Annotated in this window: 4 protein-coding genes; 2 read left to right on the forward strand and 2 right to left on the reverse strand. The window is 43.3% G+C overall.

The window, feature by feature from the left end; all coding sequences use genetic code 11:
• Positions 1-181: 181 nt before the first annotated feature.
• Positions 182-1289, forward strand: a protein-coding gene (prfB, locus tag PX481_RS05340; RefSeq protein ID WP_288093909.1) for a peptide chain release factor 2 whose coding sequence is annotated in 2 segments (ribosomal slippage) — positions 182-253 and positions 255-1289 — 1107 coding nt in all. Because the reading frame shifts where the segments join, the coding sequence is not laid out codon by codon here.
• Between the two features lie 194 nt (positions 1290-1483).
• Here the strand turns inward: prfB and PX481_RS05345 are convergent.
• Positions 1484-2902, reverse strand: coding sequence for an ATP-binding protein (locus PX481_RS05345; protein ID WP_002758736.1), 1419 nt, complete (start codon positions 2900-2902; stop codon positions 1484-1486).
• Between the two features lie 139 nt (positions 2903-3041).
• Here PX481_RS05345 and PX481_RS05350 point away from each other — a divergent pair, with 139 nt between their 5' ends.
• On the forward strand, positions 3042-3293 hold the full coding sequence (locus PX481_RS05350) for a DUF8653 family protein (protein WP_002739055.1): 252 nt from the start codon (positions 3042-3044) through the stop codon (positions 3291-3293).
• A gap of 95 nt (positions 3294-3388) precedes the next feature.
• On the opposite strand, the gene hemH is transcribed toward PX481_RS05350, so the two are convergent.
• A complete protein-coding gene (hemH, locus tag PX481_RS05355) occupies positions 3389-4552 on the reverse strand; it encodes a ferrochelatase (protein ID WP_002758738.1) in 1164 nt (387 codons plus the stop codon).
• Between the last annotated feature and the right edge of the window lie 83 nt (positions 4553-4635).

Raw genomic sequence — 4635 nt, forward strand, 5'->3', positions numbered from 1 at the left:
CCCCAAAACCCTAAAACCCCAACTCTCAACTCCTGACTTGAAAGAGGGTGTAGGGTGTGGGGCGTCGGGTGTAGGGAAGGAAACCTCTTTCCTCTGTGGGGGTGAAAATTTTTTCATCGGGACTGACTCCTGACTCCTGACTCCTGACTCCTAGAGTAACTGATAACTGATAACTGAAAATATGGAAATATCAGAACTAAAAAAAGGTATCGAGATAGTAGGATCGCGCCTGGGTAAAACCCAGGACTATCTTTGACTTACCCACTTTAAGGGCGAAAATTAAAGACTTAGAACAGGTGGCGGCCGTCCCTACTTTTTGGGATAATCTCGATACGGCTCAAAAAACCCTGCAAGAACTAAATGAATGTAAATCTTCTTTAGAAACCTATCAGGGTTGGTGTGGACAATTAGAAGATACCAAGGCAATTATCGAGTTATTAGAATTAGAATCCGATCGAACTTTACTAGAAGAAGCGACGGACAATTTAACTCATTTACAGCATGACCTCGATCGCTGGGAATTGCAACAGCTTTTAAATGGTCCCTACGACGCAAAAGGAGCGGTTTTAACGATTAATGCGGGGGCCGGGGGAACCGATGCCCAAGATTGGACAGAAATGCTCCTGAGAATGTATTCTCGCTGGGCCGAGAAACAGGGTTATAAAGTCACTTTAGCGGAAATATCAGAAGGAGATGAAGCGGGAATTAAATCGGTGACAATTGAGATTGCCGGAACTTATGCTTACGGTTATCTGAAAGGAGAAAAAGGCACCCATCGGTTAGTAAGAATTTCCCCTTTTAATGCTAATGGTAAACGTCAAACCAGTTTCGCCGGGGTGGAAGTGATGCCAATTTTGGGCGATGATGCGGTGAGGGTAGAAATTCCCGATAAAGATTTAGAAATTACCACCACTAGATCGGGGGGAAAAGGTGGACAAAATGTTAATAAAGTGGAAACTGCCGTGCGTGTAGTTCATCTTCCCACAGGTATCGCTGTGCGTTGTACCCAAGAGCGATCGCAATTACAAAATAAAGAAAAAGCCCTAGCTTTATTAAAAGCGAAATTGTTAATTATCGCTCGGGAACAACAGGCTCAAGCGATCGCAGAAATTCGCGGCGATATGGTGGAGGCCGCTTGGGGCAATCAAATCCGTAACTATGTTTTTCATCCCTATCAATTGGTTAAGGACCTCCGTAGTAATGTGGAAACCACCGATGTTACCCGGGTAATGAATGGGGATTTAGATAGCTTTATTGAAGCCTATTTACGTTTGGGGGGTGCAGTTTAAAGAAATGTATCGCCGTTGTCGTCCACAAGTCCCACTCCCGTGTGGACGCGATGATAAAATCTCCTCTTGGAAAAATGTCGATTTGCGTTGAAGCACTTTTTTGCTCGCTGTATAAGGGTTTCGCCGATTTGACATCCCTAAAATGGATTTGCGTTGAAGCACTTTTTAGCATTTCCACTTCGCTCAAGGCTAGTCTAGGCCCAAAAGGGGAGATAACGAGCATAACGAGTTGATTTAGATTCAGATTCGTCAAGTTTAATCAGTCCTGCTTCTTTAGTTGCCCCAATCACTTGAGAAACAGTATTGTTTTTTGATTCATTTAAACAAAAGCGATTTCGTAAGGTTTGGTTAGACATCCGTTGATTATCGACATAGAGGAGACAACAGTGCTGATAACAAGCGCGAATACGGTCAGATTGACTCATTTTGCCAAAATCCTGATGAGCGAATAGGATAGAAGTTGTTCGGAGCTCACCTACTCTAAAATCTGGTGCGGGAAGTTGAAATTTCTCGGCAGCGGAAATAACTTTATCAATACCACTGCCCTTTTCTTCACAAATGCCAAAACGACGCATTATGTCAGCTAATTGCTCATTACGGGAGCGATATTCGTCTATAAAGCGTTCTACTTTGATAAAAGGAATACCAGGGTTAGAGATTTCTACTCGATCATCATACATTTCAATCATCACCGAAGCGCCTGTAGCGAGAAAGTCCTGATGAATCAAAGCATTGGCGATCAGTTCTCGCAAAGCTTGTGGAGGAAACATTTTCACTTCTTCCCTAAGAACCTCCTCGATGACGCGATTTTGAGGGGCTAAATCGTGGACAAAATTAACTAAACCATCAAAACCCACAGCATATCCCTTAGTTCCTGTCTGTTCCAGTCGAGTTTTAATTTTACCTGTTCCCTCATAGATAATCACTCGTGGTGCTTTACGCGCTAAGGTAGGGGAAAAGCTCTCAAGTTGTCTGGCCAGAAGGATGGCAGATAAATTAGGAATTGTCCAACCTTGTGGGGTTTTTTGCAGGAGTTGATCGCCTTGTAATCTTTCTAAAACAGCATCACGATGGCTAGGATAGGGAAGCTTGAGCAATTCAAAGTAGGTTTGGGTGTCTAATAGGTCAATAACCTCATCTGGACTAGCATGAGAACGAGCAGGTTGACAAAACCAATCTTGTTGATCTTCAGCAAAGATGCGCTTAAGCAGATCAGGTGTCATGGGTACTAAGTCTTCCCCTGCTCGCATTAGATAAGCACCTTCAAAGGCGATAGGTTGTCCTGTGGGACGGGTTGGCACTTCAAAAACCAAGACACGACCATCAGGGTGGGCCAATTCGGTGATTTCCACGCGCAAGCGAAGTTTTTGAACGATTAGCGATTTAATGCTGTTAATTTCTTCGGGTGTAGGAAAGGCTTGTGAACCAACAATTTTACGGGGACGTTTATCGGTAACACCTAAGATAAAATGGCCACCTCCTTCATTAGCAAGGGCGACGCAATATTTTAACAGTTTGATTGTATCAAATTGATTTTTAGTCTGTTTAAATTCTAGTCGCTCATTTTCCACTGGAGCATTTAACCAACCTTCTAGGGTCTCTAGGTTTATCATGCAGTAATCTCCTTCTGGGTGGGAATTTCCGTTTGGGGGGTAACAGTGCAGGTTATACTGATTCCTAAGATGAGAGCAGCTCTATTTTCTCGCAAATTCTGTTCTTATGCTATTTGTCCTCTACTAAGAAGAAAAATCAATGGTTATTATCGAGATTACCAATGTGGAAGAAATATTGAGCGCAAAAATTGGCTCTTTCGCCGCTAAAATCGTTCAAGCTCTAGCAGATGATGAAGGGAAAGTGGAAGAGGTTCTCATCAAAGAATTACAGGCTAATTTTCAGGAAAGGGGCATTAAAGCTAATCTGTTTAGCGTCACTGGGTTAGATATGCTCGGCAATGGCAGGCTAGAAGTTAACGTTAATGTTCGTTCTGCTAATATGATGTCCTAAGAGAAGATAAAATCGCCAATGGTTGGGTTAAATATAGTTAAACCCAACCTTATTTTGGTAGTTACCGTCAAAGGCAATGGCAACGAAGCTTGAGGTTATAATAAACCAACAAAATGTAACGGTCCTTGACCGGTAATTAATTCGATAATAATTGCCAGAAAACCGATCATCGCTAATCGGCCATTCCACACCTCGGCTGCCGTTGTCATCCCCCATTCCCAACGTTCCTGGGGATACATTTTCATATTCGCTTTCGGATGGGTAATTTGCTCGAAAGTGGTGGGTTTTTCCTCTAGGGATTTGACCACTAACTGGGAGAGAGATTCGATAAACATCGGGTGAGTGTTAAGAGCGGGTACTCGCTGAAAATGTTCAATTCCCGCTTCTTCCGCCACTTCTCGGTACTCTATATCGATTTCTTGCAGAGTTTCGATGTGTTCCGAGACAAAGCTAATCGGTACGACCAATAAATGCTTAATTCCCTGCTCTCCCAACTCTTTTAAAGCATCTTCAGTGTAGGGTTTTAGCCATTCCACCGGACCGACGCGACTTTGATAGGCTAAAGTGTACTGATTGGGTCGGTTTAGCGTACGCATGATCGCCCTAGTGCATTCTTCAATTTGCCTTTGATAGGGATCTCCCGCTTCCTCCACATAACTTTGGGGGACACCATGGGCGCTAAAAAAGATATGTACTTGGTCAGGATGAGGACACTGCTCTAATTCTCGCGCGATCAGATCGGCCATAGCACTCAGATAAGTGGGATGATCGTACCAAGAAGGGATGAGAGTATATTCCGTCAAACGCAGATAGGGATCATCCTGCCACATTTCCTCCAGCACACGAAAACTGGAACCACTGGTACTGATCGAAAATTGGGGATAAAGGGGAAGAATAACTAATTTTTTGATATGATCCCGTTTAATCCGCTCGATCGCTTCTTCGGTGAAGGGATTCCAGTAACGCATCCCGATATAAACGCTCACCTCGCGGCCCATTTCCTTGAGACGTTGTTGCAGTGCCGTGGCCTGTGCTTCCGTAATCTTGAGTAAAGGGGAGCCACCGCCAATCTGACGGTAATTTTCTTGGGATTTACTCGCTCTTAGCGTCGATATTAACCAAGCTAAAGGTTTTTGTAATCCTTTGATCGGTAAACGGATGATTTCTGGGTCAGAAAAAAGGTTAAATAGAAAAGGACGTACATCCTCTAACCGCTCCGGCCCACCCAAATTTAATAATAAAACCCCAACGCGACCCATAGTGTTAACAGATAATTTTTAAATTTTCAGATTCTTTACCAAGTTTAACAATATATCGGTGGAACCGTTAAAACAAATTACAG

The organism is Microcystis sp. M53603_WE2, from assembly GCF_030065435.1.